Source organism: Stappia sp. (assembly GCF_040110915.1).
Classification (GTDB): Bacteria; Pseudomonadota; Alphaproteobacteria; order Rhizobiales; family Stappiaceae; genus Stappia.
In genome coordinates, this window is record NZ_CP157793.1 from 1,225,623 (window position 1) to 1,250,301 (window position 24,679).

At 67.0% G+C, this 24,679-nt stretch carries 20 protein-coding genes; 11 read left to right on the forward strand and 9 right to left on the reverse strand.

The window, feature by feature from the left end; all coding sequences use genetic code 11:
- Positions 1-2 precede the first annotated feature (2 nt).
- Both ABL312_RS05285 and ABL312_RS05290 read left to right on the forward strand, forming a co-directional pair.
- On the forward strand, positions 3-719 hold the full coding sequence (locus ABL312_RS05285) for a DUF2764 family protein (protein WP_349360327.1): 717 nt from the start codon (positions 3-5) through the stop codon (positions 717-719).
- Positions 716-2,605 carry a V-type ATP synthase subunit A gene (locus ABL312_RS05290; protein ID WP_349360329.1) on the forward strand — a complete coding sequence of 630 codons (1,890 nt, stop codon included), beginning with the start codon at positions 716-718 and terminating at the stop codon, positions 2,603-2,605. The genes ABL312_RS05285 and ABL312_RS05290 overlap by 4 nt, the downstream gene beginning before the upstream one ends.
- Before the next feature lie 13 nt (positions 2,606-2,618).
- Here ABL312_RS05290 and ABL312_RS05295 read toward each other — a convergent pair whose 3' ends face one another.
- From ABL312_RS05295 to ABL312_RS05305, 3 genes are all read right to left on the reverse strand, one after another.
- On the reverse strand, positions 2,619-3,065 hold the full coding sequence (locus ABL312_RS05295) for a methyltransferase (RefSeq protein WP_349360330.1): 447 nt from the start codon (positions 3,063-3,065) through the stop codon (positions 2,619-2,621).
- Between the two features lie 134 nt (positions 3,066-3,199).
- Positions 3,200-4,849 carry a BCCT family transporter gene (locus tag ABL312_RS05300; protein WP_349360331.1) on the reverse strand — a complete coding sequence of 550 codons (1,650 nt, stop codon included), beginning with the start codon at positions 4,847-4,849 and terminating at the stop codon, positions 3,200-3,202.
- 64 nt (positions 4,850-4,913) lie between these two features.
- Positions 4,914-5,333: a universal stress protein gene (locus ABL312_RS05305; RefSeq protein WP_349360332.1), complete on the reverse strand. Its 420-nt coding sequence runs from the start codon at positions 5,331-5,333 to the stop codon at positions 4,914-4,916.
- Between the two features lie 997 nt (positions 5,334-6,330).
- Between ABL312_RS05305 and gph the strand changes: the two genes are divergently transcribed.
- The 4 genes from gph to ABL312_RS05325 all read left to right on the forward strand — a co-directional run bounded on the left by gph (position 6,331) and on the right by ABL312_RS05325 (position 10,393).
- Positions 6,331-7,041 carry a phosphoglycolate phosphatase gene (gene gph / locus ABL312_RS05310; RefSeq protein ID WP_349360333.1) on the forward strand — a complete coding sequence of 237 codons (711 nt, stop codon included), beginning with the start codon at positions 6,331-6,333 and terminating at the stop codon, positions 7,039-7,041.
- Between the two features lie 108 nt (positions 7,042-7,149).
- Positions 7,150-8,469, forward strand: coding sequence for a ferredoxin reductase family protein (locus tag ABL312_RS05315; RefSeq protein ID WP_349360334.1), 1,320 nt, complete (start codon positions 7,150-7,152; stop codon positions 8,467-8,469).
- Positions 8,470-8,742: 273 nt separating this feature from the next.
- On the forward strand, positions 8,743-9,483 hold the full coding sequence (locus ABL312_RS05320; RefSeq protein ID WP_349360335.1) for an ectoine synthase: 741 nt from the start codon (positions 8,743-8,745) through the stop codon (positions 9,481-9,483).
- Between the two features lie 136 nt (positions 9,484-9,619).
- The gene (locus ABL312_RS05325) at positions 9,620-10,393 is read left to right on the forward strand and encodes a 2OG-Fe(II) oxygenase (protein WP_349360336.1); all 774 of its coding nucleotides are present in this window, start codon (positions 9,620-9,622) and stop codon (positions 10,391-10,393) included.
- 42 nt (positions 10,394-10,435) lie between these two features.
- Here ABL312_RS05325 and ABL312_RS05330 read toward each other — a convergent pair whose 3' ends face one another.
- The 6 genes from ABL312_RS05330 to ABL312_RS05355 all read right to left on the reverse strand — a co-directional run bounded on the left by ABL312_RS05330 (position 10,436) and on the right by ABL312_RS05355 (position 17,420).
- A complete protein-coding gene (locus ABL312_RS05330; RefSeq protein ID WP_349360337.1) occupies positions 10,436-11,581 on the reverse strand; it encodes an enoyl-CoA hydratase/isomerase family protein in 1,146 nt (381 codons plus the stop codon).
- 10 nt (positions 11,582-11,591) lie between these two features.
- Positions 11,592-12,602 carry a 3-oxoacyl-[acyl-carrier-protein] synthase III C-terminal domain-containing protein gene (locus ABL312_RS05335; protein ID WP_349360338.1) on the reverse strand — a complete coding sequence of 337 codons (1,011 nt, stop codon included), beginning with the start codon at positions 12,600-12,602 and terminating at the stop codon, positions 11,592-11,594.
- Positions 12,603-12,615: 13 nt separating this feature from the next.
- Positions 12,616-13,605 (reverse strand): 3-oxoacyl-[acyl-carrier-protein] synthase III C-terminal domain-containing protein, encoded by a 990-nt coding sequence (locus tag ABL312_RS05340; RefSeq protein ID WP_349360339.1) that lies wholly within the window; start codon positions 13,603-13,605, stop codon positions 12,616-12,618.
- A 95-nt stretch (positions 13,606-13,700) separates the two neighbouring features.
- On the reverse strand, positions 13,701-15,425 hold the full coding sequence (locus ABL312_RS05345; protein WP_349360340.1) for a cobalamin-dependent protein: 1,725 nt from the start codon (positions 15,423-15,425) through the stop codon (positions 13,701-13,703).
- Positions 15,426-15,471: 46 nt separating this feature from the next.
- On the reverse strand, positions 15,472-15,750 hold the full coding sequence (locus ABL312_RS05350) for an acyl carrier protein (RefSeq protein ID WP_349360341.1): 279 nt from the start codon (positions 15,748-15,750) through the stop codon (positions 15,472-15,474).
- Positions 15,751-16,271: 521 nt separating this feature from the next.
- A complete protein-coding gene (locus ABL312_RS05355) occupies positions 16,272-17,420 on the reverse strand; it encodes an acyl-CoA dehydrogenase family protein (protein ID WP_349360342.1) in 1,149 nt (382 codons plus the stop codon).
- A gap of 561 nt (positions 17,421-17,981) precedes the next feature.
- On the opposite strand from ABL312_RS05355, the gene ABL312_RS05360 reads away from it, so the two are divergent.
- The 5 genes from ABL312_RS05360 (at position 17,982) to ABL312_RS05380 (ending at position 24,632) form a co-directional block, all read left to right on the forward strand.
- On the forward strand, positions 17,982-19,028 hold the full coding sequence (locus ABL312_RS05360) for a LysR family transcriptional regulator (protein WP_349360343.1): 1,047 nt from the start codon (positions 17,982-17,984) through the stop codon (positions 19,026-19,028).
- 280 nt (positions 19,029-19,308) lie between these two features.
- Positions 19,309-20,982, forward strand: coding sequence for a dihydroxy-acid dehydratase (gene ilvD / locus ABL312_RS05365; RefSeq protein ID WP_349360344.1), 1,674 nt, complete (start codon positions 19,309-19,311; stop codon positions 20,980-20,982).
- Positions 20,983-21,403: 421 nt separating this feature from the next.
- A complete protein-coding gene (gene dctP / locus ABL312_RS05370) occupies positions 21,404-22,387 on the forward strand; it encodes a TRAP transporter substrate-binding protein DctP (protein WP_349360345.1) in 984 nt (327 codons plus the stop codon).
- Positions 22,388-22,602: 215 nt separating this feature from the next.
- The gene (locus ABL312_RS05375) at positions 22,603-23,352 is read left to right on the forward strand and encodes a TRAP transporter small permease (protein ID WP_349360346.1); all 750 of its coding nucleotides are present in this window, start codon (positions 22,603-22,605) and stop codon (positions 23,350-23,352) included.
- The gene (locus ABL312_RS05380; protein ID WP_349360347.1) at positions 23,349-24,632 is read left to right on the forward strand and encodes a TRAP transporter large permease; all 1,284 of its coding nucleotides are present in this window, start codon (positions 23,349-23,351) and stop codon (positions 24,630-24,632) included. Before ABL312_RS05375 ends, ABL312_RS05380 begins: the two co-directional genes overlap by 4 nt.
- Positions 24,633-24,679: the final 47 nt, after the last annotated feature.

The window sequence follows — 24,679 nt, forward strand, 5'->3', positions numbered from 1 at the left end:
CCATGTCCGACCCGTTCCAATACGTCACGCTGGTCGCGAGCCTGCCGCATCTGCGCCCGATCTTCACCCAGGCGCATCTGCCGCTGTCGCCCTATCGGCTCGGCGAGCGGCTGAAGATGCTGGAGGAAGAGCACCGCGCGATCCTGGACCGGGTCGTGTCGGTGGTCGGCTGGTCGAGCGTTGCGGCAAACGACGCGGATGCCGACGTCATCGCCCGCTTCGAGGCCGCCATGGCGGATCTGGAGGCCTATCCGACGCTGGTCGCCCTGTTGCGCCGGCGTCTGGAGACGCGTCAACTGGTGGCGGCGCTGCGGTTCCGCCGCGAGGGCGCGGACGAAAGCGTGGCGGCGGGGTTCGGAACGGGCCGCGTGGCCCGCGCGATCCGGGCGAACTGGAGCGACCCGGGCTTCGGGCTGGCGGCTGAGCATGCCTGGCTGCGCGAGGCGCAGGGGCCGGTCGCGCGCAACGATCACATCGCGCTGGAGCGGATCGTGCTCACCGAGGTGTTTCGCCAGATCGAGCGCGTCGGCGCCGGTCATCATTTCGATTTCGAGGCGGTTGTCCTCTACGCCCTGCGCTTTCAGGTGATGGAACGCTGGCGCCGCTACGACACGGACAGGGCCCGCACGCGCCTGTCCCGCCTTCTCGAATCCACGTTGGAAACGGCGTCCGGATCGCTTGCCGGCCTGACGCCCCGCTCCCGGGAGAGCCTGTCATGAGCCCTGTCTCCGCCCCCGCTTCGGATCTGCCGGCGCCGAGCGCCGAAGTCGTCGCCGTCCAGGACGATCTGGTGACGATCACGCCGCTCGGCGAGGCGCCGCTGGTCAAGAACGAGGTGGTCTACATCATCCCGCACGGCCCCGAACGGGTCGGTGGGCGCACCGAGTATCTCAAGGCCGAGGTGCTGCGCGTGCGCGGCGCGACGGCCGAGGCCCAGGTCTTCGAGAGCACGCAGGGCGTGCGCATCGGCGACAAGGTGATCCAGACCGGCGAGATGCTGTCGGTGGCGCTCGCGCCCGGCCTGCTCGGCGGGGTGTTCGACGGCATGCAGACACCGCTCGCCGAGGTCGCGTCGGACTTCGGCTTCTTCCTGCCGCGCGGCGTGCTGATGCCGCCGCTCGACCGCACGCGCAAATGGGCCTTCACGCCCAAGGTGCGCTCCGGCGACACGGTCCGCGCCGGCGACGTGATCGGCTCGGTGCCGGAAGGGCGTTTCGATCACAAGATCATGGTGCCCTTCGGATTTGCGGACACGCTGACGGTGGAGCGGGTGCGCGAGGGCGCGCACACCATCGACGAGGTGATCGCCACGCTGCGCGACGGCAAGGGTCGGCTGCACGAACTGACCATGACCCAGCGCTGGCCGGTGCGCCGGCCGATCCCCGAGGGACTGGCCCGCACGGGTCAGGCCGAGCGGCTCTATCCGCGCGAGCCGCTGATCACCACGATCCGCCTGATCGACACCTTCTTTCCCGTGGCGCGCGGCGGCACGGCCTGCATTCCCGGTCCCTTCGGCGCCGGCAAGACGGTGCTGCAGTCGCTGATCTCGCGCTTTTCCGCCGTCAACATCGTGATCGTGGTCGCCTGCGGCGAGCGCGCCGGCGAGGTGGTGGAGACGATCACCGAGTTTCCCAATCAGCCGGACCCCTCCGGCGACGGCACGCTGATGGACCGCACGGTGCTGGTGGTGAACACCTCGTCGATGCCGGTCGCGGCGCGCGAGGCCTCCATCTACACCGGCATCACGCTCGGCGAATACTATCGCCAGATGGGCTTCGACGTGCTTTTGATCGCGGATTCCACCTCGCGCTGGGCGCAGGCGATGCGCGAGACCTCCGGGCGGCTTGAGGAGATTCCGGGCGAGGAGGCCTTTCCCGCCTATCTCGACAGCTCCATTCGCGGCGTCTACGAGCGCGCCGGCGTGATGCGCAGCGCCGACGGCTCGGTCGGCAGCCTGACGGTGATCGGCACCGTGTCGCCCGCCGGCGGCAACTTCGAGGAGCCGGTCACCCAGTCGACGCTCGGCACGGTCAAGACCTTCCTCGGCCTGTCCTACGACCGCGCCTACAAGCGCTTCTATCCGGCCGTCGACCCGCTGCTGTCGTGGTCGCGCTACGGGCCGCAGCTGGCCGACTGGTTCGCCCGCGAACTCGGCGCCGACTGGCAGGCCCGCGTCGAGGCGATGACGGACCTGCTCGCCAGGGGCGACGAGATCGGCCGCATGATGCAGGTGACCGGCGAGGACGGTGTCACCACGGAGGATTTCGTCGCCCATCAGAAGGCACTGTTTCTGGATATGGTCTATCTGCAGCAGGACGCCTTCGACGATGTCGACATCTCCGCGCCGCTTCAGCGGCAGAAGGAGACCTTCGACCTCGTCTACCGGATCGCGACGCATGAGTTCGCCTTCGCCGACAAGGACGCGGCGCGCGATTTCTTCACGCGGCTGACGGGCCTGTTCAAGAACCTCAACTATGCCGCCGAAACCGGCCCGCGCCGGGGCGAACTGATCGCCGAGATCCGCGCCGCCCTCGCTGCCGCGCCGGACGCGTCTTCGGTCGGGGCGCAGGCGGGGGCGCAGGTCGCGGCCCGGCTCGGGACATAGGCGCGCGCCGGCGTCACAGCCAGCGGCGCACGCGGGCGCGATAGGCGCGGTAGGCGTCGCCGAAGATCGCCTCCGCGAGGCGTTCCTCGCGCGGGATGTACCAGGCATTGGCGACGAGGAAGAACACGACCGGCCCGGCCAGCGCCGACAGCGTGTTGAGAAGAAGGGCCGCGCCCGCCAGCGTCAGCACGAAGCCGAGATACATCGGATTGCGCGACAGCGCGAAAAGCCCGTCGGTCACCAGCCGGTCGGGATCGCCGAAGGCGTGCAGATTGGTGCGCGCGCGCAGGAACTGCCCCGCCGCCACCGCCTGAATGCCGAGCCCGGCGGCGATCACCGCGACGCCGCCGAGCCGGGCGGGTGTGTCTAACAGGCTGCCGAGCGGCAGGGTCTCGCGGGCATAGACCATCAGGCCGAGAAGAACCGCCCACAGCACGGGCGGGATGAACAGGTGATGCATGGCGCCGTCGGGGTCGTGAGATGACTTGGGTGTCGGCCGCGAGGATAGAGGGCGGGGCGTCGAACGAAAAGAGGCGGCGGGATGGCCCGCCGCCTCCGGTGTCCTGCGCCGTGACCGGGTGGTCGAAGCGCGTGTCAGCGCTGTTCCGTCTGCAGGCCGCGGAAGATGGCGAAACACATCACCAGCAGCACCAGCGTGAAGGGCAGGCCGGTGGAGATCACCATCGCCTGAAGCGAACTCAGTCCCCCGCCGATCAGCAGCACGATCGCGACAAGCCCCTCGAAGGTGCACCAGAACACGCGCTGCGGCACCGGCGCGTCGACCTTGCCGCCGGCGGTGATCGTGTCGATCACCAGCGAGCCGGAGTCGGAGGAGGTGACGAAGAACACGATCACCAGCACGATGCCGATCGTCGAGGTGATGGCCGCGAGCGGCAGCCCCTCGAGCATCGCGAAGAGCGAGAGCTCCGGGCGATAGGCGTCGATCACATTGGCCTTGACCGCGCTCGTCGCCGGATCGGCGACCATGTCGTTGATCGCGGCCCCGCCGAAGACGGCCATCCACAGGATGCAGACGAGCGAGGGGATGATCAGCACGCAGGTCAGGAATTCCCGAACCGTGCGGCCGCGGCTGACGCGGGCGATGAACATGCCGACGAAGGGCGACCAGCTGATCCACCAGGCCCAGTAGAAGGCCGTCCAGCCCTGCAGGTAGCCGGTGTCCTCGCGCCCGAACGGATTGGACAGCGCGATCACCTCCTGCCCGTAGGCGACGATCCCTTGCGCGAACTCCGTCAGAATGCTCGCCGCGCCGGCGGTGAACAGCACGAAGAACAGCAGCAGGAAGGCGATCACCATGTTGACCTCGGACAGCACCTTCACGCCGCCGTCGAGGCCGCGCAGCACCGAAACGAGCGCCACGGCCGTGATGCCGATGATCAGGATCACCTGGACGGTCACCGAATTGGGCACGCCGTAGACATACTCAAGGCCGGCGTTCGCCTGCTGCGCGCCGAGGCCGAGCGAGGTGGCGAGGCCGAACAGCGTCGCGAAGACCGCGATGGTGTCGATCACATGGCCGGTCCAGCCCCACACGCGCTCGCCGAAGATCGGGTAGAAGGCGGAGCGGATCGACAGCGGCAGGCCCTTGTTGAAGCTGAACAGCGCCAGTGCCAGCGCCACCACGGCATAGATCGCCCAGGGGTGCAGCGCCCAGTGGTAGGAGGTCGCGGCCAGCGCCATGCGCCGGGCTTCCTCGACGTTGGCGGCGATGAGCGCGCCGTTCTCGTCGAAGGGACGCACGGTGCCGAGCGGCGCGTCGCCCCAGGGCGTGGCGAAGTAATAGGCCGGCTCCAGAACGCCGAAGAACATCAGCCCGATGCCCATGCCGGCGGCGAACAGCATCGCGAACCAGCCGAGATAGCTGTAGTCGGGCGTCGCCTCCTGGCCGCCGAGGCGCACGCTGCCCCAGGGGCTGACGATCAGCATCAGGCAGAACAGCACGAAGATGTTGGCGGAACTCAGGAAGAACCAGTCGAAGGTGCTGGTGAGGGCCGGGCGGAGCCAGCCGAAGAAGTCGGCCGCCTGCTGCGGCACGACGAGGGCGTAGATCACGAAGGCGACCACGGAAAGGCCGGAGATGAGAAACACCGGGTTGTGGATGTCGAAGCCGAAGGGGCCGACGTTGCCTTCGATGTTGTCCTGACCGATCTCGAATTCCGTCTCGATGATATCGGCCGCGCCTTCGGGCTCGGGAATCCCGGTGCCGGTGGCTTGGTCTGTCATGGCGTGTCCCTGTCTTGATGGTTTTGGCAAGCGCAGCGGGGCGCTTGCGGGATCATGAGCCCCTTCAGGTCTCGCGGACGACGAATACCGAGGCCGACGAATGCGTGGCGATGGTTCCGCCATTGGACGGCCAGATGTAATCCGTGATGTTGGGCACATGCGACGCCATCACCACGAGATCGGCGCCCGTCTCCTCGATCACCTTCATCAGCGTCGCGTCCAGGTCGATGGTCGGATCGTGCGAGGCGACCGGATGGCTGGTCGTCTCGATGCCGTGCTCCGCGGCCTGGCCCTCGGCGAAGGCCGCCAGCTTTTCGCCGAACTCCGCGGGCGTGTGCGCCAGCGAACTGGGTGTTTGCGTGGTGACCCCACAGTAGCACACCGGGATCTTGTAGTGTCGGGCGAGATCCGCGGCCGTCGTCAGCGCCTTTTGCAGGCGACCGACATGGGCCAGGTCGACCGGTATCAAAATTTTTCGGTACATATCGATATCTTAAACCTCCGTTTCCCGTGATTTTTCTTTCAAGTCTGACGCAGGGCGGATCGAGACCGGGACGACACATGCGCCATATTCTGGCTGGAATCCGACGCGATGTTGCCGTGGAGCGGCATGAGCGTGCGTCGGATTGTCGTGTCGTCCCCGAACCGCACCCGCGCGCCCCGAGGCGGGGCAGCAGGTTTATGCGTCACCCCCAGGCGGGGCGACGGGGGCGATCAGGGCTCCGGCGCCATGGCCCGCTTGCGCAAGCGGGCGAACGTGGCGCGCTTGCGCAGACGCGCGAACTCTGCGACCGCGCGCGCGAAACGCCGGAAAGCCGGCACGGACGGATGCGCGCGGCTCGGCTGCGCACATCCTGCGTGCTCAGGCGCGCCCATCGGACGTGCACGCCTGCGTTCGGCGGACGAGCCGTTTTCGGCTGTCAGCCTGTGTCTGGCTGGCTGACGGGCCGACAGACCGTCTCGAAACGGCCGGGATCCGGGCGGCGCGAGTGCCGACGCGAGACCGGGCCGACGCGGGAGCGCGCCGAACACGACCGCGGGCCTGCGCGTCGCGCGCTTGCCCCCTGGCCGCTGCGGAACCTCGCACACTCGCGCGCGCGGCGCAAATCCGGGGCCGGCGGACCGCTGCCGCCTGGGGAGAACCCGCGTGTCCGGCGCCCCTGCATTCGCTCCCATTTCCATGCCGAGATGCCGTGCCGCGATGTCTTGCCTTGATGCCGGGTCCCGAGACGGCGATCGCGTTTTCTCCTTCCGTATCCCCTTGCCAGCGCGCGCGAAGCGCGGGAGGGTAGGCGCGGCCTTCATGGGTCGGCGGTCTTCCGACCCGCTCGGTCGAAGGACCCGATCACTGGCCTTAGTGCGACTGGCCTGACTGTGACTGGCCTGACTATGACTGGCCTGACTATGACTGGCCCGACCATAAACGGCCCGGGTATCACTGCGGCGACGACCATTGCCCCGACGACAGATAAGAGGATTGCATGGCGCGAGGGATGGAGTTTGGCGGGACGCGCTGTGGCTGGCCGCAGGCGTTGCTGTTCGATCTCGACGGAACGCTGGTCGACAGCGTTCCGGACCTCGCATCGGCCGTGAACCGGCTGCTGGCCGCCGAGGGGCTCGATCCGCTCACCCGCGACGCGGTGCGCGGGATGGTCGGCAACGGGTTGCGCAAGCTCGTGGAACGGGCCTTCGCGGCGCGGGGGCAGAGGCTCGACGCGGCCGGGCTCGACGCCATGAGCGCGCGCATGACGCAGGTCTACGGTGAGCGACTGACGGAGGAGACTGTCCTCATGGCGGGGGCGGGCGAGACCGTCGCCGCCTATGCAAGCGCCGGCGTGGGCCTCGCCGTCGTCACCAACAAGCCGGAAGCCCTGTCGCGCCGCATCCTGGCGCACTTCGGGCTCGACACGGCCGTTCCGGTCGTCATCGGCGGCGATACTTGCGCGACCCGCAAGCCGGACCCGGAGATGCTGCATGCGGCCTGCGCGGCGCTCGGCGTGCCCGCGTCGCGCGCCCTCATGGTGGGCGACAGCGCGGCCGATATCGATGCGGCGCGCGCGGCCGGCATGGCCTGCGTGGCCCTGCGCGGCGGCTACACGCGCCGGCCCGTCGACGAACTCGGCGCCGATATGGTGATCGACGGGCTTGCCGGGCTCCCGCAGGCCATCGAGCGGCTCAAGGAACCGGCCTGAGGCAACCCGGCAGTCCTCGCGCGGCATACGGGAAACGCCGGGTTGAAACGCAAGGGGCCGTGTGGCTCAATCCGCCGCAGTGACCGGGCTGCCGCGAATGGAGCCGCAATGCCTGCCTTCGCGTTGATTGTCCTGTATCTTTGCCTCGTCTTCGCGCCTCTGGTGCTCGCCGGGCTGAGCGGGCGACCGCCGCGTCCGCTGATGGACGAACTGGCCGCCGGCGCGGGGCTCGTCGCCTTCGCGATCCTGCTGGTGGAATTCCTGCTGTCCGGCCGCTTCCGTGCCATCTCCGGCCGTGTCGGGATGGACGTGACGATGCGCTTTCACCAGTTGCTGGCGCGTTCGGCGCTCGCGCTGGCGCTGATCCATCCCTTTCTTTACACGCTGCCCTTCAACCGGCCGCTGCCCTACGATCCGACGCGGCAACTCACCCTGACTTTCGAGGGGGAGGGCCTGGTGACGGGCGTGCTCGCCTTTGCGCTCCTGCCCTCGCTGGTGGTGCTGTCGATCGCCCGCGACAAGCTGCCCTATCGCTACGAAACCTGGCGGCTGGCGCATGGGCTGGGCGCGCTGGCGATCGCCGGTCTCGTCTATGTCCACGCGCTGGAGGCCGGCCGCTACAGCCAGGATCCGCTGATGCAGGGGCTCTGGACGGGGCTCGTCGCGCTGGCCGTGCTGTCGCTTGTCTTCGTCTATGCGATCAAGCCGCTGGCGCAGATGCGCCACCCGTGGCGGGTCGCGGCGGTGCGTTCGGCCGCGACACGAACCTGGGAGGTGACGCTCGCTCCCGACGGCCACGACGGGCTGACCTATCGGGCCGGCCAGTTCGCCTGGCTCAACATCGGCCGCACACCGTTTTCGCTGGCCGAAAATCCGTTCTCCATCGCCTCCGCGCCGGCGGACGGGCCCGAAGTGCGCTTTCTGGTGAAGGAGCTTGGCGATTTCACCTCTACGCTCGGGGCCGTCGAGGTCGGCACGCGGGCCTATCTCGACGCGCCGCATGGACATCTGACGCTGGAGGGGCGACGCGAGCCCGGCATCGCCTTTCTCGCCGGCGGGGTGGGCATTGCGCCGATGTTCGCGCTTCTGGGTCAATTGATCCGCGAGGAAGACCCGCGCCCCACGGTGCTCGTCTACGGCAATCGCACGGCAGCGCAGATCGCCTGCGGCGAGGAACTGGCGCGCATTCGCCGGCTGCACAGGACCGAGATCGTTCAGGTGCTGTCGGAGCCGCCGCCGGATTGGGACGGCGAGGTCGGCCTGCTCGATGCGGCGCGTATCCGGGCGCTGTTTTCCGACCCGAAGTACCGGGACTGGCTCTTCGTGCTCTGCGGACCGCCGGCGATGATGGAGATCGCCGAGGACACGCTGATCCAGATCGGCGTCGCGCCGCGCCAGATCCTGGCCGAAAGGTTCCGCTATGATTGACATCGGCCGTCCGCATGCCTCCCGGCTGCGTCTCGCGCTCGTCTTCTGGGCGCTGAACCTCGCGGTGTGCGCGGGGCTCCTGCTCTTCGCCGCGCGCTGAGCGCAAGGGCATGCGATCATATGGAACGCCCGCCTTGTTCATTGGTTTTCGATATAAGTCGATGAAAATATTAGAGTAATTGCTCCGGCGCTGGCACCCTTCGAGGACTGGCGCGGCGGGGTGGGTCGTCTTGAAGCCGCCGCGTCCCTGGGTCAGGGATGTGGGAGGTGGAGATGATCGTGCGAACCTGGAATGCCGCCCCGGCGGCCGGCGTCTTCGAGCGCGCCGCATCGCGGGAAATGGTGGCCCCGTCCGACGCGGTGGGGCATGCGATCTACGACACGCGGATCGCCGCCGGCGAAGCCGACCGGCTGACGGCGGGGGCGGCCGCGCCCTTCGAGGCGCAGGCCCATTACTGCGTCGCCGGCGAGGGAACCGTCTCGATCGACGGCCGGTGCTGGCCGATCGCGCCCGACACGATTGTCGCCGCCCGGGCCGACGCGCGCATTGCCTTCACGGCGGATAGCGACCTGCGGATCTGTTCGATCTTCGCCGGCGACACGCCCCTGCCGGCCGAGACGCCCGCGCTGGTGCGCTCGGTGGCGGAAATCGAGGGAACGCCGCGCGACGTCTTCTGGGGCAACGGCCAGAGCCGACGCCTCCTGGTGCGCAGCGACGGCTTCGGCTTCGCCCTGTGCCAGACCCTTGGCAATGCCCATACGGACTCGCCGCTGCAATACCGGCACCACTTCGAGTCCTGCTACTACGTGACGGGCAGCGGCGAATACGTCTGGGGCGACGGCCGCCACCCGATCGACACCAATGGCGCCGGCGGTACCGTCTTCATCATGAACGAGAACGACGCCCACCGCATGGTGGTGGACGACCCGTCCATGTGCCTCAGCGTCTTCACCCCGCCCATCGAGGGGCATGAGTCCCACGATTTCACCAGAAAACGGCCGTCCTCCTATTAGGGGCGCCGCCGCCTCGGGGGCCCGCAACGGACGCGCGCAAATTGTCGAAACGCATATTTGTCGCCGGCCGCGGTCCAAGGGAAAATACGCGCATGGGTTGATTGGGAAGCCAAAGCACGACATGCGGGAGGTTGACATGCTGAAGACCGGTGAAATCGCGCGGGATCTGACGGCGGAATCCATTCGCAAGCTGATCGCCCGCGCGGTCGACGCCATCCATGTGCCGGGGTTCTATCCGGCGGAGCTGAGCGCGCGTTTCGCCGATGCCATCGCGGCGCATTCCGAGCTCGAGGCCTATGAGATCCAGAGTTCGCTGAAGCGTCTCGGCATGGGCTATGTGGATGTCGCCGGGCGCGCGGAGAAGGCCGAGCAGTACCACAGCGAGGCGATGCGCTCGATCTGGGGCATCCGCGACATGATCTATCCGACCCTGACGCCGATCGACCATTTCCGTCTGCTGCTGGAAGAGATCTGGCCGGCCGGCGCGACGCTGCAGACCATCAAGGGCAACAAGAGTTTCGTCGGGACCTGCCGGGTGATCGAGCCGGGCGGGGTGATGCTGCCGCACAACGACCGGCTGGCGCGCATGCTCGGCGACGACTCCGCCGGGCTGACCGGGCAGATGGCCATGAACATCTATCTCGACATGCCGCCGGCGGGCGGCGAACTCGAACTGTGGCTGCGCGAACCGACGCCGGAGGAAGACGCGGTGCAGGTCACCGACGACGGCATCGCCCGCGAGGGGCTCGACGAGCCGCGTGTCGTCATCCGCCCGGGCAACGGGGATCTGGTGCTGTTCAACTCCCAGCTCATCCATTGCGTGACGCCGGCGGTCGGCGGGCGCCGGGTGACGGCCTCCTGTTTCGTCGGCTATCGCGGCGATGCGGCACCTCTCACCTACTGGAGCTGAGGACCCGGACCCGACGCGCCGGAGCCGGAACGGAACGGTGCGTCACGTCTCATCCGCAAGGGAAAAGGCGGCCGAAAGGGAAAAGCCGGCGCCTCGGGTGAACCAGGCGTCGATCTCCGCTTCCTCGAAGCGGTGATCGTGGGTCTGCCGCCAGCGCGGCGCCCGGTCCCGGTCGATCAGCAGGGCGCGGATCCCTTCCTTGAAATCCGGCGTTTCGAGCAACTGACAGACGATCCCGTATTCGCGCGCGATTGCCGCGCGCAGATCACCGGGCGCCGGGCCGCATCGGCCTTGCCGGAGAAGCGCCAGCGCCAGGGTGAGGGCGAGCGGGGCGTGACGGCGGATGGCACGCGCGGTTCCGGACGCCCAGGCGGCCCGCTCCCGTGCGGCGCCATTTCCTGCGTCGTCGCCGGCCTCACGTGCCATCGCGTCGAGCCGGTCGAGACACTCCGCCACCGTGGACGCCGAAAACACCGCGTCGATTTCCGCGCGACGCCCGGCGAGCGGACCCGGTGGCGGGGGGCATTCGAAGTCCGCGATCTCATCGGCCCGCCCGCTGTCGCACAGCGCTTGCGTGAGCGTGTCGCGCGCCGCTGCGGGCACGATGTGGCGGGCAACCCCCAAGCCCACCGCGTCGCCGGCGGAGAGTTGCGCGCCGGAAAGCGCCAGATAGGTGGCCACGGTCTCCGGCATCGCCGCGAGCAGGGCGGAGGCGCCGGAATCGGGGACCCAGCCGAGCGCGCATTCCGGAAGGGCTGCTTGCGTGCGGTCGGTGGCGACCGGATGGCGGGCATGGGCGGAGATCCCGAGCCCGCCGCCCATCACCCGGCCGTCCATCAGCGCCACGACGGGTTTCGCATAGCCGGCGATCTTCAGGTCGAGCCGGTACTCCCGCGCGACATGCACGCGCGCCGCCTCCAGATCACCGGCGGCGACCAGCGCGTGAACCTCGGCGATATCGCCGCCGGCGCAAAACGCCCGCGTGCCAGCCGCGTCGATCAGCACGAGCGCGACCCGTGTATCCTCCGCCCAGGCGTCGAGCGCGGTGTGCATGGCCGCGACCATCGCGCCCGTCAGCGTGTTGAGAGCGCGTGGCCGGTTCAGCGTGATGCGCCCGGCACGCCCCTCGATGCGGATCAGGACGTCGGGAACCTCAATGGACCGCGCCGGTGCGTTCCGAGACACCATGCGGACACGATCAGTGCCGGATCATGGCCGCCGACCAGGCGAAGCCGGCGCCGTTCGACACCACCATCACCTTGTCGCCGGAGGAGATCAGCCCCTGCTCGACCGCCTCGGCGTAGTTGATGACCATGTCGCTTTCCTGCACATGGCCGCGGTGCTTGAGCGCCTGCGTGTAGACCTTCTCGCGCGGAAGATTGAACTTCTTCAGGAAATAGGCCTGATCCCAGGTCGAGAACGTCGGATAGATGTAATAGTCGACATCGTCATAGGTCATGTCGAGCTTTTTCAGAAGCCGGTCCATCACCTTGCCGAACATGCGGAAGTTGATCGGTATGACGCCCTCGTTGAACTTGTCCATCTTGGCGTACATGTGAAGGAGTTTTTCGCTCACGTCCTCGTTCGGCTGGCGGTTCTGCAGGCCCGGCACATACCACACGTCGTGCAGCCGGCCGATGGAAATGGTCTCCACGCCGAGGATGCGCGCGCGCTCCGCGTTCTTCTTCAGCACCAGCGCGCTGCCGCCGTCGGAGGCGACGGTGATCGGATAATAGGTCTTGTTGAGATCGGGCGTGCGGTCCCCGGCGAAGAGCAGGGCGGTCTGCACGTCGTCGTCGGACTGCATCAGCGCCATGACGGATTTCAGCGCCAGATGGTAGCTCGCGCAGCCGCCGGTGTTCACCGCCGTGGCGAAGGCGTTGTGCAGGCCGAGCTTCTCCTGCACCAGCCCGGCCGCCGACCAGGTCGGCCCGACATAGTCCTCCGGGATGCTGGTGAAGTCGACGACGAGATCGACCTCCTGCGGCGCGACACCGGCCTGGGCGAGCGCGCGCTCGGCCGCTTCCAGCGCAAGGGCCGAGGGCAGCGCGTCGGTGACGTGAATGTCGTGGATGCCGATGTCGCGCTGGAAGTCGATGTTCTTCGACAAGGTGCCGAAGGGCACGTCCTCGTCGCGGAAAACGTCCTCGACCAGCTTCTTGTCGGGCGGCAGGTAGAAGGCTTCGGAAAGGATGCCGACGTGGTCCATCTGCGTGTCTCCCTTACAGTTTCACAAGCGTGGCGCCACGGAAGAAGCCCATGCCGTGCGAGGCGATCAGCACCAGATCGCCCGGCTTGCCGCCGGCCCGCGCGAGATCGAGATAGGTGAAGACGAGATCGCAGGAGTGCACGTGGCCGCAGGCGGCGAGATCGCCCGGCACCAGACGGCCGTTGGTCGCCATGGCGGAGGCGAAGGCCTCGCTGTCGTCGCGCGAGATGTTGGCGGTGATGAAATGCGCGATGTCGTCGCGGGTGAGGCCGTTGCGGGCCAGCAGCGCGTCGACCACCTGGCGCAACTCCGTCATGCGGTCGGCGGCCGTGTAGTGCGCCTCGTCGAGCATCAGCCGGTAGAGGTCGAGCCGGGTGGGATGGGCCATGCCGCCGCCGGGAATGTTGAGCACGTCGTGGCGCGCGCCGGTCGAGCGCGCGGCCACATCGACGAGTGTCGCCGAGGGCGCGTCGCGGCGCACGATGACGGCGCTCGCCGCATCGCCGATCACCGTGACCGGCGCGCCGGCGGCGAGCACGCGGTTACCCGGGATCGCCTGGTCGGCGGCGGCGAGCAGGATCGTGTCGACGTCGTCATTGGCGCGGATGAGGGCGCGCGCGAATTTCAGCGCCGCATGCAGATTGGCCGAGCCGCCGCCGCTGAAACCGAGCGTGAAGGCGCCCTTGGCGCCGAGTTCCGCCTGCAACTCGTTGCTCATCGACCAGGCCGGCTCGACGTAGCGCTGCGGCATGACCGAGAAGTCGATGATGGCGTCGAGGTCGGTCGGCGCAAGACCCGCCGCATCGAGCGCCTGACGCGATACGGCAACGGCCATTTCGGTGGGGCTTTCGCCCTCGAAGACATGCACCTGCGCAATGCCGAGCCGGTCGCCGGTGTCTGGCGGGACGGCGAGGCCGTCGCTCGCCAGCACGTCCGCGATGGGAGCGGTGCGGTCGGGAAGGTAGCGCGCGGCCGACAGGATGCCGACGGAGGACATGGTCATCGCAGACCTCATGACTGAAGGGAACGGGGGCCGGTCCGCGCCGCCCGGGACACGGGCGACGACGGGGAACCGGCGAGCGTGCGCGGCGGGTCGCGTCAGGCGGCGGCGCGGTCGCGCGTGCAGGCGTCGATGATCTCCTGCGGCACGGTGTGGTCGTCGTACCAGCGCCCGGACAGCGGCTTCTTCACCAGCGCCACGTCGGCGGCATATGAGAGGATCTCGTCGTTGTGACGCCCCACCTCGCGGCGCAAGCCGTCGGGAAGCTTGCCGTCCAGCGTCATCGCCTCGTCGACCGCGCCCGTGAGGTAGCGCAGATGGTCGATCCGGCCGTTGACGATGTCGATGCTGCGCTTGGTGATGCGGCCGAATTCGGCCTTGTCGTTGGCCATGACCTGCATCGCCTCATACATGCTCGGCAGGAATTCCTTCCGCTTCATCCACTTCGTCTCGTAGTTCATCGCGTCGTGCCAGCGCGGCGAGGTGAGCGCCTTGCGATGGGTCTCGAGATCGCGGTGGAAGACGGTGTAGCCGTGCGCGTCGGGCTCCTCGAACCACTGGCAGCCGGGATCGAGGAAGGGCACCATGCCGAAGATCGTCGGGACGATCTTGTCGTTGGGGAAGCGCTGCATCAGCTTGCGGGAGTAGGCGACCGTCTCCATCACGGATTCATGCGTCTGCTTCGGCATGCCGATCGTGTACCAGAGGTAGACGCCCTTGATGCCGATATCGAGCGCCTGGGCGATCCAGGTCTCCATCTCCTCGTTGGTGTAGGTGCCGCGTCCGGTCAGCCGGCTGATCTCGACGTCATGCGACTGCGGCGAGAGGTTGATGTAGATGTCGAGGTTGGGCGCCACGTCGACCATCTGCTTGAGCACCGAGGGCTTGGTCAGGCGGAACTGCTCGAAGGAGACGGAGCTGACCACGCCGCTGTCGTTGACGGCCTCGAGATAGGACAGAAGGCGCGGCGAGGATTCCGAATAGGCCTGCAGCGTGTAGACGCTCAAGGGCGACTCGGTCTTGGGGAAGGTCAGGATTTCCTTGTTCAGCTGCTCGGAGCGACGGTGGAAGACGGTCTTCTTGTCGACGTTCATCATCCGCTGGTAGGCCCAGCGCGAGCCCGAGCACCAGCCGCAGCTCTGCTGGCAGCCGGTGTTGGGCAGCACCATCAGATTGGGCATGTTGAGCAGGCTGGAGGTCTTGGGGAACATCTTCGACCAGTCGATGGCGACGTCGTTCAGCACCTCCGGCGTGTAGGAATGGCCGTTGTCGACCATCTCGCCCTTGTCCTTGTAGACGAGGTTCTCCACGTCGTAGCGCCCGCGCTGGCCGCGCTTGATCTGGCCGACCAGATCGGCGAAGGGCTCCAGCGTGTCATAGCCGCGAATGACGCCGTCGATCTGCGGATATTGCATCATCTCGCGCGCGTAATAGGTCGAGACGATGCCGCCGAAGACGACGAAACTGTCGGGATGCGCCTTCTTCAGCAGCCCCGCGACTTCGATCGAGCCCTGGCAGTGGGGCAGCCAGTGCAGGTCGATGCCGAAGATCGGGGCCTCGAGATGATCCAGCAGCTTCTCCACGTCGAGCGTCGGGTTCTTGAGCATCAGGGAGGCGAGGTTGACGATCTTCACGTCGAGCCCGCGCTCGGCCATGAAGCTCTTGATCGACAGGAAGCCCAGCGGATGCATCTCGAAGATGGGCGTGACGTTGCTGCTTTCCTGGCTGGAGTACCAGCCGAGCACGAAGTCGTCGCGGTTCCGGAAATCGTAGATCGCCGGCGCGTGGACGAGGATGAGGTCGGCCTTCACCTTGCTTGACATGTCGCGTGTCCCTTGTCGACGTGGGGAGAGGGGCGAGCCGCCCGTGTCAGCCGGCTTTCGCGGCGAGCTTGTCCGCGCAGAACGCGACGAGCGTGTTCAGCGAGCGGTAGTTCTGGGCGGTGATCTCGTCCTCGTCGATGTCGAAGCCGAACTCCTTCTCGATGAACTCGGTGATCTCGGCGATGCCGAGCGAGTCCAGAATGCCGCTGTCCAGCAGGTTCTCGTCCGGATCGATGCCGCCCGAGACGGTCACGCCCGAGTTCTCCAGCAGATAGGCGTTGAGGGTCTGCTTGATGCCGGTGGTGTCGAGTGTCTGCGCGTCCACGACGATTTCCTTCCCTGTGTGATCCCGATGGGCCCTGTGTGATCCCGATGGGCAAAGGCCCCGGGTCTGTGCCGGCGGGCGAAGGTCGCCGCAATGCCCTGACGGGCGGCGCGCGACCGGCCGCGAGGCACGGTGCCGGTTGCTGTGGTGCGGGGGAGGCGAGCAGGCGTTCGTCGCCTGTCTCTTCGTGCAAGCGTCTGTCCGAAAGGGATCTTGTTATGGTGTCGCCGGTATTCTTGCTCGGCGTCTGTGTATAACTCGGCGTCTGTGTATAAATGTTATGATTGAAGATAATAACCAAAATAAGTCAGTCAATACGCGCAGTAAATCTAAATAAATATCGTCTAATCGGATTTGAAACATAAAAATAGAAGTGTATTTCAAGTAATATGTTTTTCCGAGGTTTGCGGGGGCGATAGGCGGCCGTTCGGATATGAACCCGTCGAGTGCCCGTGGCCGTCCTGCATGGGAACGCTCCCGCATGGGAGCGTTCCTGCATGGTCCCGCCCGATCCGGAACCGTCAGAGCCCGAGGGCGCGGGCGGCGATGGTGCGCTGGATATCGGACGTGCCGGAGTAGAGAAGCCCGCCGACCGCATCGCGGAAATCGCGCTCCACCTCGCGATCCTGCATGTAGCCGTAGCCGCCGTGCAGGACGACGGAGTTCTGGCAGGAGGACACCCAGGCCTCACTCAGATAGAGCTTGGCGAGCGCTGCCTCCATCGGGCAGCTGCCCTTGGTCTTCTTCAGCCAGGCGACCTTGTAGAGCAGCAGCTTGGAGGTCTCGTGCCTGAGCTTCATGTCGACGATGCGGTTGGAGACCGACTGGAACTTGCCGATCGGCTTGCGGAACTGGGTCCGCTTGTTCGCGTGTTCGATGCAGTCCTCGAGCTGACGCTCCATCGCGCCGACGAGATTGGCGAGGATCGAACTGCGCTCCCACTCCATGGAGTTGTTGAAGATGCGCCCGCCCTGGCCCTCCTTGCCGATGCGCGCGCTCACAGGCACGCGGCAGTCCTCCAGCGTCAGCCAGGCCATCGGCGAGGTGCGCAGGCCCATCTTCTTGCGGTTCTCACTGATGATGAGCCCCGGCGTGTCGCGGTCCACCACGAAGCCGGTCAGGCCGAGCGAGCCGGCGCTCTTGTCGACGGTGGCGAAAATGACGAAGACGTCGGCGACCGGCCCGTTGGTGCAAAACACCTTGGCGCCGTTGAGCACATAGTGGTCGCCGTCGCGCACCGCGCTGGTGCCCAGGCTCATGACATCGGAGCCGGCCTCCGCCTCGGTGATGCCATGGGCGCCGATCAGGTCGCCGGCGATCAGGCCGGTGAGGTATTTTTCCTTCTGTTCCGGCGTGCCGAATTGCGCGATCGGCATCTGCACGGTCCACATCTGTCCGTTCATGGAAAACAGCAGGCCGTTGTCGCGGCAGCCGTAGCCCAGTGCCTCCATCGCCAGCACGGTCGTGATGATGTCCTGCTCCTGGCCGCCGTAGGCGCGGTCGAAGGGAAGGCCGAGGATGCCGAAACCGGCGATCTTCTTCCACAGATCGCGGGACAGGGTGCAGGTCTCGTCGCGCTCGCGCAGGTCCCCGGCGTCGAGCTCGGTGCGGGCGAACTCCAGGACCTTTTCCTTGAAGGCGTCCTGTTCCGGTGTGAAGCTGAAATCCATGATCGCTCCTGTCTGACGTCGAAATGGCAGGCGCTGGATGCGGTGGCCCGGAGTGCTGCAAGAAGAAATCCGCTCGGTCAGCGTTGTCATGCAGCGACGTTCCGCCGGCTCTCAATATCGCCCAAATGTCGTCACGAAATGAACTGACGAAAAAAGTATGGTGCAGGAAGAAAGGGAAAGTGTAATAGGAATTTTAAATCGATTTATTCTAAAATAATATTGATAATAGTACTTTATTGAAAGCCAAATGCGCGGAAAGCGCAAGCTTTTCCCGTCAAAAATGACGCCTCGGGGCGATGTGGGTGCGGATTGCCACACCGGTGACAAATTCGGGCGTCACGTGGTATCAATACGATCTATGAGTGTATATGAGAGTTATGCAACCAAAAACAACCTCGCCGTGTGGAGGTGGCGAGACGAGGGGGAAGGCGCCGGGCGGCGGCGCCATGGCCTGCCGTGCGAGGCTTTCGCGCAGGAGGGCCGACAGATGGGCGAACAGATGGGGCGATCCCGAGGCAAGCGAGAAGGCGAACCATGAATCTCCGGAGACTCAAATTCTTCGTGACAGTGGCTGAGGAGTTGCATTTCGGTCGCGCGGCCGAGCGGCTGTGCATGACCCAGCCGCCGCTCAGTCAGGCGATCCTCGCGCTCGAGGAAGAACTGTCGGTCACACTGTTCAAGCGCACCAAGCGGCACGTCGCCCTGACTCCGGTGGGCGAGCATCTCCTGTCGCATGTCACCAAGCTGCTGGAGGAGGTGGAGGCCCTGCCGGGGCTGGCCCGTCAGCTGGCGCGCGGCGAGATCGGTAGCCTCAAGCTCGGGTTCGTCACGACGGCGGACTACAGCCTTCTGCCGGATCTCATCCGGGGGTACGGGGAAGCCTACCCGGAGGTCAGGGTCACCCTGCGCGAGATGACCAGCGATCTGCAGGTCGAGGCGCTGCTGCAGGGGGAGATCAACGCCGGCCTGATGATCCCGCTGCATGCCACGCTGCATGCCTCGCTCGCCTACATGGGCCTGCACCGCGAGCCGCTGGTGGCGGCCGTTCCACAGGCCTGGATCGACAGCGGACGGATCGCCCCGGCGGAGGGCAAGCTGCGTCTGCGCGACGTCGCGGAGGCGCCGATCCTGCTGTTTCCCCGCCGCAGCGCGCCCGCCTTTCATGACATCATCACCACCTATTTCGCCACCAACGGCCTGGAGCCGGTGATCGGGCAGGAGGCGATCCAGATGCAGACGATCATCAGCCTGGTGTCGGCCGGCATGGGCATCGCCATGGTGCCGGATTCCCTGCGCCGCCTTGCCCGCCCGGGCGTTGCCTATCTCGAACTGGACGGCAAGGCGCCGACCATCGAGACGGGTCTGGTGTGGCGGCGCGACGATGCCTCGCCCACCGTCAAGCGGCTGATCGAGATCGCGGAGAGCATCCGCGGCGGACGGGAAGAGCCGTCCGCTCCGCAAGGGGCGTCCGATCCGGCCCGGCCCGCGGGCCCGTCCATGCCGGCGCAGGGACGGCTGCCGGCCTCGGCCGGCGAGGCCCCGCGGGTGCGCCTGAACGGAGATCCGCGCGTGCATCTGAACGGTGACGGCCGGCCGGGGCGGGAGTGAGCTGGGGCGAGGGGGCGCCGGGACGGGAGGTGGGTGCACACGCGTGTCACTTAGTCGAAAAACATATGAAACCGCCCCTATAAGTATATTTCAGACAATTTTCCCGGTCCGATAGCATCCGCGCGCCTTGCGAGGCCGGTTTCCGTCTGTGGTGGAGGACGGGCTTGCGGGGAGGGTCGGCCGGCGGCGGGGGCACGCGGCGGAGGCCTGAACGAGATGGCCCGCGGTTCGATGTCCTTCGGGGCGGGCCCAATTCAAAACCGTCAAGGAGGAAACGCGGGTGCCATACAACGAGCGTTCGAAGACGATTTCGCAAGGGGTCGAGCGTTCGCCGAACAGGGCCATGTTCTATGGTCTCGGCTATACGAAGGAAGATTTCGACAATCCGATGATCGGCATCGCCAACGGCCATGCCACCATCACGCCCTGCAATGCGGGATTGCAGCCGCTGGCCGATGCGGCCGTCGCGGCGATCAAGGAGGCGGGCGCCAATCCGCAGATCTTCGGCGTGCCGACGATTTCCGACGGCATGGCCATGGGGACGGAGGGCATGAAATACTCCCTCGTCTCGCGCGAGGTGATCGCCGACTGCATCGAGACGACCGTCCAGGGTCAATGGATGGACGGTGTGCTGGTGCTCGGCGGCTGCGACAAGAACAAGCCCGGCGGCATGATCGGCATCGTGCGCGCCAATGTGCCGGCGGTCTATGTCTACGGCGGAACGATCAAGCCCGGCCGCTGGAAGGGGCAGGATCTTTCGGTGATCTCCGCCTTCGAGGCGGTGGGGGCCTTCAAGGCCGGCATGATGAGCGAGGAGGACTTCGAGGGGATCGAGCGCAACGCCTGCCCGACGACCGGTGCCTGCGGCGGCATGTACACCGCCAACACGATGAGTTCCTCCTTCGAGGCGCTCGGCATGTCGCTGCTCTATTCCTCGACCATGGCCAATGTCGATCAGGAGAAGCTGGACTCCGCCGTGCAGTCCGCGAAGGTTCTCGTCGAGGCGGTCAAGAAGGGGCTGAAGCCGCGCGACATCGTCACCCGCAAGAGCGTGGAGAACGCGGTGTCGCTGGTGATGGCGACGGGCGGATCGACCAACGCGGTGCTGCACTATCTGGCGATCTGCCACGCCGGCGGCGTCGAATGGACGTTGGACGACTTCGAGCGCATTCGCCAGCGCGTGCCGGTGATCTGCGACCTCAAGCCGTCGGGCAAATACATGGCCGTCGACGTGCACAAGGTCGGCGGAATCCCGCAGGTCCTCAAGATCCTGCTCAATGCCGGCCTGCTGCACGGCGACTGCATGACGGTCACCGGCCGCACGCTGGCCGAGGAACTGGAGCATGTGCCCGATGCCCCGCCGGCGGATCAGGACATCATTCGCCCGATCGACAATCCGATCTACGAACAGGGGCACCTCGCCGTCCTGCGCGGCAATCTGGCGCGCGACGGCTCGGTGGCCAAGATCACGGGGTTGAAGTCGACGTCGATCACCGGCCCGGCGCGCGTCTTCGACGACGAACAGTCGGCGATGGACGCCATCCTGTCCGACCGGATCAAGCCGGGCGACGTGCTGGTGCTGCGCTATCTCGGCCCGCGCGGCGGGCCCGGCATGCCGGAGATGCTCGCGCCGACCTCGGCCATCATCGGGCGCGGGCTCGGCGACAAGGTCGGGCTGATCACCGACGGCCGCTTTTCCGGCGGCTCCTGGGGCATGCTCGTCGGTCACGTGACGCCGGAGGCCTTCGAGGGCGGCACGATCGCGCTCGTGGAGGAGGGCGACATGATCACCATCGACGCCTCGCGCCAGCTGCTGCAGCTGGAGGTGGACGACGCCGAGATCGAGCGGCGGGCCAAGGCCTGGGTGCAGCCGGAACCGCGCTACAAGACCGGTGTTCTGGGCAAGTTCGCGCAACTGGCCTCGCCGGCGAGCAAGGGCGCCATTTCGGGCTGATCGCCGGCCCCGCGACACGGGGCCCGTGAGACCGACAGCGCGCAAGGATCGACGGCGTGCGGAAGAGGCGGCGTGCGGAAGAGGCGGCGACGCTTTTTCCGCGCGCCGTCGCGCGTCCGGCCTTGCGGCGAACAAGGACGGATCCGCCGCCTTGTGGCGTTGAAGGAAAGCCGCGGCGCCTTGGAAGAAATAGGTATATTGAATTGGACCACCCACAGGTGGAGACATAACCTTCCACCAATTGCAGGGCGTAGGAGATTTTCCGTCCTGCCAATCTGTTGGTGCGGAGGACGTCATGCTGTTCGAGGTCTTTGACCTTGCGAGATCGCGCCCGCGCGCGTGCCGTGTATCGGCGGTGCTGGCGCTCGGGCTTGTCCTTGCGGTCGGCGCCGGCACTCCGGCTCATGCCGCCAGCTATACGATGACCATCGCGCATCTCTACCCCGAGGATCTGACGAGCAACGAGACGGCGCCGGCACTGAAGCACTTCGAACGGCTGGTGGAGAGCGCGACCGGCGGCGATCTCGAGGTCGAGGTCTTCGGCAACGGCGCACTCGGCGGCGAGGTCGAGATCGCCCGTCAGGCCCGGGCCGGGCGCACCATCCAGTCGGTGATGCTGGGCTCCGGCACGCAGGCCTCGCTCTACCGCCGCTACGAGATGGTGACGGCGCCGTTTCTCTTCCCCGACTATCGGACCGCCTGGACCTTCTTCGATTCCCAGTGGTTCGCCGAGTTCATGAAGCCGATGGTCGCGGAGACCGGACTTCGGTATCTCGGCACGCTGGACGACGGTGGCGGCTTCGTCGCCTTCGCCAACAACGGACGGCCGATCCGCACCGTGGAGGACCTCGACGGGCTGAAGATCCGGGTGGAGGAAAACGAGGCGCACATGACGATCATGCGCGCGCTCGGCGCCGCGCCGGTGCCCTTGCCCTGGAGCGAGTTGCAGACCGGCCTCGCGACGGGACTGATCGACGGACATTTCCATGCGCCGGGCGTCAACGACATCTTCAAGATCCACGATGTCGCCGATTACACGACCTGGTCGGGGCATGTGTACAACACGATCACCTGGAGCGTCAGCGAGGCCTGGTTCTCGCAGCTGCCGCGCGACTATCAGGAGATCATCGTCACGGCGGCCCGCGAGGCCGTGACGCTGGCGCATGGCGTTGCCGCCAAGATCACCATCGTCGGCTGGGAAAACTCCTGCCGCGCCTTCAAGGAATGCTACGTCCTGCCGGCCTCCGAGCGCGAGCGCATGCGCAGCCTCGCGGAGCCGATCTACCGCGACTGGCTGGTGGAGGAATTCGGCCCGCAGGCGGCGCTGTTCGACGACCTGCGCGCGGAGATCGCGCGCATTCGCACCGAAGGCCGCGAGACGCTGGTGGAGCGCTATCTCGACTGATCGCGACCGTCGACGGTCCGCGCCCGCGCGCCGGCACCTTGCGGAACGCGCGGGACCGCTGCGCGCGGGCGCGATCCGTCCGGCCCCGTGTTGCCTGTGGCGTGTCGGCTGTGGCGTGTCGCCCGTGACGTGCCGGCGGCGACCCTTCGTCGGGGGTGTTCGGTGCCCGCAACCCTGTTCGCAATCCTGCCCGCAACCCGTGTCGGGGACGCTGAATGAGCCTCTGGATCCGCCTGCGTCAGCTCAGCGATGCCGTCAACCACGCCACGGTGGTCGTCTGTGCCGTGCTGTTGCTGGTGATGCTGACGATTTCCGGGCTGGGGATCGCGCTCTCCGGCCTGTCGTCGCTCGCCACCCAGGCGGGCGTCGGACACTGGTTCGACGAGGGTCCGCTCGCGTTTCTCCATGACAACACGCGCTCGTCCATGTTGCGGCTGTTCCTGCCGTGGTTCGGAATGCTCAGCATCACCGTGGCGTTCAAATACGGCGAGCACATCGCCATCATCGCGCTGGCCAGGTCCCTGCCGCGCTGGGCGGCGCGCGCCGCGCAGGGGCTCAATCTCGCGGCCATCGCGATCTTCGGCGTGGCGCTCGTCTGGTACGGCTTCGAGTTCGCCGCGACCGCGCAGCATCTCTACATCCTGTCCGACACGGTGCAGGTCTCGCACCGCTGGACGGCGGCCGCCGTTCCCGTTGCCGGCGCGATCCTGTGCCTGCATCTGGCGGATGGCGTGGGGCTTCTGCAGCAATCCTCCGACGAGACGGGGGACGAGGGGCCGCGTGAAGACGCGGCCCGGCCGGCGGCGTCGGGCAAGGCCGGTGCCGCCGAAGATCGCGCGGTCGGCACCCGCGAGGCGGCGTTTTCGTCCGACCGGTCCGATAAGCCCGATCCGCATGGACCCGATCCGCATGAACAAGAGGCGCCGGCCAAGGTTCGGGCCGAAACCCTGGAGGTCGGCCGATGAGCGCGACATTCGCCTTCGTGTTGCTGATGCTCGTCGGGCTGCCGTTGGGGCTGGTGCTCACCGCGGCCGGGCTGGTCGGCGCCGTCTCCATCGGCGGGCCGGACTTCCTGTTCATTCTCGCGGATCGCTTCTATTCGGGCGTCTCCGGCTATGTGCTGATCGCCATTCCCTATTTCATCGTCACGGCGGAGATCATGAACCGCTCCGGCCTGACGGAGCGGCTGATCGCCTTCGCCGGCAGCCTGTTCGGCCGCATTCCCGGCGCGCTGTCGCATGTCAATGTGACCACCTGCCTGATGTTCGCCGGGCTGACCGGCGCGGCGGTGACGGAAACGGCGGCCATCGGACGCACGCTCATTCCCGCCATGAAGCGCGAGGGCTACAGCGCCTCCTATTGCGCGGCGGTGACGGCCTGCGCGGCGATGGTCGGGCCGATCATTCCGCCGAGCATCATCATGATCGCCTATGCCGCGACGCTCCGCGACGTCTCGATCCTGGGGCTCTTCGCCGCCGGCATCCTGCCGGGCCTCTTGATGGGGGCGGCGATGCTCGCCGTCAGCGTGCTGGTGGCCTGGCGGCGCGGCTATCCCGATCACGGCCGCATCAGCGCGGCGAAGATCGCCGCGAGCGGAGGCCGCGCCGCGGCCGCGCTGGGCATTCCGCTGGTCATCATCATCGGCGTTCTGAGCGGCCTCACCACCGTCACCGAGGCGGCCGTGATCGCCTGTCTCTACGCCTTTCTGCTGGGGTCCTTCGCCTACCGGACGCTGTCGGCCCGCGATCTGTGGGAGGCGGTGGTCTCGACCGTCAGTTTCTCCGGCGTGGTGTTCCTGCTGCTGGGCGCCTCCAACGTGCTCGGCTGGTTCGTGACGCGCTCGGGTGTTGCGCGCGACGCGGCGGAACTGATCGCCAGCCTGAGCGCCAGTCCGCATGTGCAGATCCTCGCCGTCGCCGCGCTGCTGATCGTCATCGGCATGTTCATCGACGTTCTGCCGGCGATCATCATCGCCGTTCCGGTGCTGGCGCCGGCGCTCGTCGACCTCGGCTTCCACCCGCTTCACGCGGGGCTGGTGATGCTGCTGTCGCTCAATCTGGGAAACATCACGCCGCCGGTCGGGCTGACGCTGATGACGGCGGCGCGAATAGCCGACGCGCCCTATGAGGGCGCGGTACGCGAGGCGCTGCCTTTCACACTGGCGCATGTGGGGATCGTCCTGCTGGCGGCCTTCGTGCCGTCGCTGACCTTGCTGATCCCGACCTGGCTCGGGGTGGGGGGATGACCCGGGACCGCGCGTCCCGACAGGGCGGCCGGTGTGCGGCCGCGACA